This window comes from Wolbachia endosymbiont of Drosophila incompta, assembly GCF_001758565.1.
GTDB lineage: Bacteria > Pseudomonadota > Alphaproteobacteria > Rickettsiales > Anaplasmataceae > Wolbachia > Wolbachia pipientis.
The window spans coordinates 935,529-940,101 of the sequence record NZ_CP011148.1 but is presented as its reverse complement, the minus strand read 5'-3'; the positions used below and the strand labels follow the sequence as shown (position 1 = coordinate 940,101).

The 4,573-nt window shown below is 38.7% G+C and carries 5 protein-coding genes; 4 read left to right on the top strand and 1 reads right to left on the bottom strand.

The genetic code is table 11. The annotated features are described in order from the left end of the window. The first annotated feature begins 57 nt into the window (after positions 1–57). The 4 genes from nuoI to infC all read left to right on the top strand — a co-directional run bounded on the left by nuoI (position 58) and on the right by infC (position 3,368). Positions 58–540: an NADH-quinone oxidoreductase subunit NuoI gene (nuoI, locus tag WG67_RS04225; protein WP_070357060.1), complete on the top strand. Its 483-nt coding sequence runs from the start codon at positions 58–60 to the stop codon at positions 538–540. 115 nt (positions 541–655) lie between these two features. Next, positions 656–943 carry a hypothetical protein gene (locus WG67_RS04220; RefSeq protein WP_010962961.1) on the top strand — a complete coding sequence of 96 codons (288 nt, stop codon included), beginning with the start codon at positions 656–658 and terminating at the stop codon, positions 941–943. Continuing rightward, entirely contained in the window at positions 936–2,837 is a 1,902-nt protein-coding gene (thrS, locus tag WG67_RS04215; RefSeq protein WP_010962960.1) for a threonine--tRNA ligase, read from the top strand. Before WG67_RS04220 ends, thrS begins: the two co-directional genes overlap by 8 nt. Positions 2,838–2,849: 12 nt before the next feature. Beyond that, positions 2,850–3,368, top strand: coding sequence for a translation initiation factor IF-3 (gene infC, locus WG67_RS04210; RefSeq protein WP_006279610.1), 519 nt, complete (start codon positions 2,850–2,852; stop codon positions 3,366–3,368). Positions 3,369–3,396: 28 nt separating this feature from the next. On the opposite strand, the gene nuoF is transcribed toward infC, so the two are convergent. Next, positions 3,397–4,573, bottom strand: a 1,177-nt coding sequence (nuoF, locus tag WG67_RS04205; RefSeq protein WP_458694914.1) for an NADH-quinone oxidoreductase subunit NuoF, incomplete at its 5' end; no start/stop codon positions are given.

The following is a 4,573-nucleotide window of genomic DNA, read 5'->3' as shown; positions in this document are numbered from 1 at the left end:
TTATTTTGAAAACTGATAATATGATTTATAATGACTGACACAAGTTTTAAATATTTTATGCTCAAGAAATTAGCTTGGTACTGGTCTTTTGTAGAGTTAATTAAAGGGTTTGTTATTACATTAAAATATATGTTTAAGCCAAAGGTTACTTTGAGGTATCCTATGGAGAAGGGCCCTTTAAGTCCAAGGTTACGTGGTGAGCATGCGTTGCGTAGGTATCCAAACGGTGAAGAACGATGCATAGCTTGTAAATTATGTGAAGTTATCTGCCCTGCTCAAGCAATAGTTATTGAAGCAGAGGAAAGAGAAGACGGTAGTCGCCGCACCACGCGCTATGATATTGATATGACAAAATGCAAATACTGCGGACTTTGCCAAGAGGCATGTCCAGTTGATGCAATTGTTGAAGGTCCTAACTTTGAATTTGCTACTGAAACAAGAGAGGAGCTAATGTACAATAAAGAAAAGTTATTGCGTAATGGTGAAGTTTGGGAAGACGCAATTGCACTCAGGTTAAAAAAGAATAGGCCTTATTATTAATGTTCAGAGCTTATAACCCTGTTATCCATTATGATTTAGGGGCAGTTCCCACTAGGGGTGGTGTCATCCCAGTAGCTGATACACAACTGTACGAACATTTGTTTGCGAGGGCAGTATGTTAAATGTTATAGCCTGTTTTGCCTCAAACACAAAGGTGTCATCCCAGTGCTTGACACTGGGATCCAGTAAAATTGATTGTGAACAAGCACACTATGCAACATTTTCAATGAAATTACAAAAAAGCTGGATTCCAGTGTCAAGCACTGGGATGACACCATTTGCTGTGCAATTTACCTTCGAAAATGAATGTTCGTATGGCTATGTGCGTGACACTGGGATGACACCGTTGGAAGAAGCAAACCGCCTTCAAGCTACATGTCCGTATAGGTTTATTTATGGTTAGGGTTACTTTTTCAACCGAACAAAAAGTAAAAGAATACAGTGGTAAAGTCACTGGCTTTGATATATTACAACCGGATGCTTTGAAAGAAGTAGTTGCATTGAAAGTAAATGGTGAGCTATATGACCTCTCACGTGAAATTGAAGCTGATGCAGAGATAGAGGTGATACAACTGAGTGACGAAGTGGGTTTAGATATAATAAGGCATGATGCTGCTCATATAATGGCGCAGGCAGTGAAAGAGCTATTTCCTAATACTCAGATTACTATCGGCCCAACAATTCAGGACGGTTTTTACTATGATTTTGCTACAGATCGTACCTTCACTACGGACGATCTTACCGCAATAGAAAAGAAAATGAAAGAGATTGTAAAAAGTAACCACAGATTTGTTCGAGAAGTTTGGACTCGCAAGCAGTCAGTTGATTTCTTTAGTGGTATAGGCGAAAAATATAAGGTTGATATTATCTCATCCATACCAGAGGGTGAAAACCTAACTGTTTATAGGCAAGGTGATTTTGTTGACCTATGCCGTGGTCCGCACTCACCATCAACCGGTAGAGTTAAAGCGTTTAAACTTATGAAAGTAGCGGGTGCATACTGGCGTGGTGATTCTAAGGGCCCAATGTTGCAGCGAATATATGGCACAGCATGGGGAAATAAGGATGAATTAAACGCTTACCTTGAGTGCCTCAAAGAAGCAGAAAAACGTGATCACCGCAAAATTGCTAAGGATATGGATTTATTTCACATTCAAGAGGAAGCTGTTGGGCAGGTTTTTTGGCATGAACAAGGATATATTCTATATAATGTTCTTGAGTCTTACATCAGAAAGAAGCTAATAAATAATGGCTATTTTGAGGTAAAAACTCCTATTTTAGTAAGTAAAGAGCTGTGGGAAAGATCTGGACATTGGGATAAGTTTCGTGAAAATATGTTTATTGTTGACGAATCTGAGAATAAAAAGTTAGCAATAAAACCCATGAATTGTCCTTGTCATGTGCAGATTTTTAATTCTCACACCAGGAGCTACCGTGATTTACCAATACGTATGGCAGAGTTTGGCACATGCCATAGAAATGAAAGCTCAGGCTCATTGCACGGACTGATGCGAGTGCGTGGTTTTACGCAAGACGATGCACACATTTTTTGTATGGAAGAACAAGTGAATTCTGAGACTATAAAGTTTTGTGACCTTTTAAAAGAAGTATATTCAGAGCTTGGATTTAATGAAATTTCTGTGAAATTTTCAGACCGTCCAGATATTAGAGCAGGTAATGATGAAGTGTGGGATAGAGCTGAAAAAGCGCTGCTTGAAGCCGTTAAAGAAGCGGGCTTGAGTTATAAACTTAACCCTGGTGAAGGTGCATTTTATGGTCCAAAGTTAGAGTTCGTTTTGAAAGACGCAATAGGCAGAAATTGGCAATGTGGAACATTACAAGTTGATTTCATTTTACCAGAACGTCTGGGAGCTTTTTATATAGGGGCAGATGGGCACAAGCATCACCCTGTCATGTTACATAGGGCAATTCTTGGGACTTTTGAGCGTTTTATCGGAATTTTGATAGAAAATTATGCAGGAAAATTTCCAGTTTGGCTTGCTCCAACGCAACTTGCTATTCTGACCATTACAAATGAAGCTGACGGTTACGCCACAGAAATTAGCAATATTTTAAAAGAACAAGGTGTGAGAGTCAAGACTGATTTGACCAATGAAAAAATTAGTTATAAGATACGTTTGCATAGTTCAAACAAGGTTCCTATATTGTGGATTGTAGGCAAAAATGAAGTTACAAGTAAAACTGTGTCAGTAAGAAATTTAGGATCGGAAAGACAGGAGTCTTTTTCTTTGGAAAAGGCTAATGAATCGCTGTTAAAAAGTATTAATTTGAATTAAGGGAGTTAAAGTTTGCAAGTTAAAAAGAACAATAAAAACAGAATTAATGGATTTATCACAGCTAAGGAGGTACGCTTAGTTGATCATAGTGGTGAAATGGTCGGAATCGTGCCAATAGAACGAGCTTTGGAATTTGCACAGGGTGTTGGTTTAGACTTGGTGGAAATTGCACCTGATTCAACCCCTCCAGTATGTAAAATACTGGATTATAGCAAGCAAAAGTATGATATAAAAAAGAAAGCAAGTGAAGCAAAAAAGAAACAAAAAACATTAACTATAAAAGAAATTAAACTGGGTCCCAATATTGGTGATCACGATTACGGAACAAAATTGCGTCAAGCAAGAGACTTACTTGCCCACGGACATAAAATTAAAGTCACAATGAGATTTAGAGGGAGAGAGCTTATAAACACTGAAGTTGGACTGGAAAAATTAGAACGGCTAATTCGAGACACTGAAGATATCGCAAAGGTAGAATTGGCACCTAAAAGAGAAGGGAATCAATATTTTTTAGCTCTGGTTGCTAAGTAGCAAAACGGCTTAAGAAGTATAAGTAAAGTTAAATTATCGCTCTCTCTTTGATAACATGGCGAAAATGTCTTATTAATCCTTGAATCGGCCAAGCTGCAGCATCGCCAAGTGCGCAAATTGTATGTCCTTCTATTTGAGTTGTAAGGTCAAGCAGCTTATCTATTTCATCAGGCTTAATATCTCCTGCCACCATCCTCTTCATAATCCTCCACATCCATCCAGTACCTTCACGGCATGGTGTGCATTGTCCACAGGACTCATGCATATAAAAGTGTGATAACCTCTCTATTGCAGCTATTATATCAGTTGATTTATTCATCACTATTACAGCAGCAGTACCAAGCCCTGATTGTGCAGTTCTTAATGAATCAAAATCCATTTCAATAGTATCACATATAGATTTTGGAATTAATGGCACTGAAGACCCACCAGGTATTACAGCAAGTAAATTATCCCAACCTCCTCGCACTCCACCTGCGTATTTTTCAATTAATTCACGTAATGGAATTCCGAGCTCTTCTTCAACATTACACGGGTTGTTTACGTGCCCTGAAATACAAAAGACCTTGGTACCAGTATTATTTGGTTTACCAAGAGATGCAAACCATTCTCCTCCGCGATTCAGAATATCTGGAACCATGGCTATAGTTTCAACGTTGTTTATTGTGGTTGGGCAGCCAAAAAGTCCAACACCTGCGGGAAATGGAGGCTTCATGCGAGGAAAGCCCTTTTTTCCTTCAATTGATTCGAGTTGAGCTGTTTCTTCCCCACATATGTAAGCTCCTGCGCCCCTATGGATAAACACATCAAGATCATAACCTGATTTGCAGGCATTTTTTCCAATTAAACCTTCTTTATAGGCTTCCTCAAGTGCTTTTTTTAGAACTAAATATTCATTATAAAATTCACCCCTGATATAAATATATGCAACTGATGCGCTGATCGCTTTGCCGGCCAGGAGAATTCCCTCAAGTAACTTATGTGGCTCATATCGCAATATATCTCTATCTTTACATGTACCAGGTTCTGACTCATCTGCATTGACTACTAAATATGCTTTTGGGAGATTTTTGGGCATAAAGCTCCACTTAAGGCCGGTGGAAAATCCTGCACCCCCTCGACCTCTCAAACCAGATTTCTTTACTTCATCAATGATCTTTTCTGATCCTAAATCCAGTAATTCCTTTGTTTTTTGCCAGCTACCA

Coding starts and splice junctions, on each gene's coding strand:
- nuoI (WP_070357060.1), top strand. CDS start 58: ATGCTCAAGAAATTAGCTTGGTACTGGTCTTTTGTAGAGTTAATTAAA.
- WG67_RS04220 (WP_010962961.1), top strand. CDS start 656: ATGTTAAATGTTATAGCCTGTTTTGCCTCAAACACAAAGGTGTCATCC.
- thrS (WP_010962960.1), top strand. CDS start 936: ATGGTTAGGGTTACTTTTTCAACCGAACAAAAAGTAAAAGAATACAGT.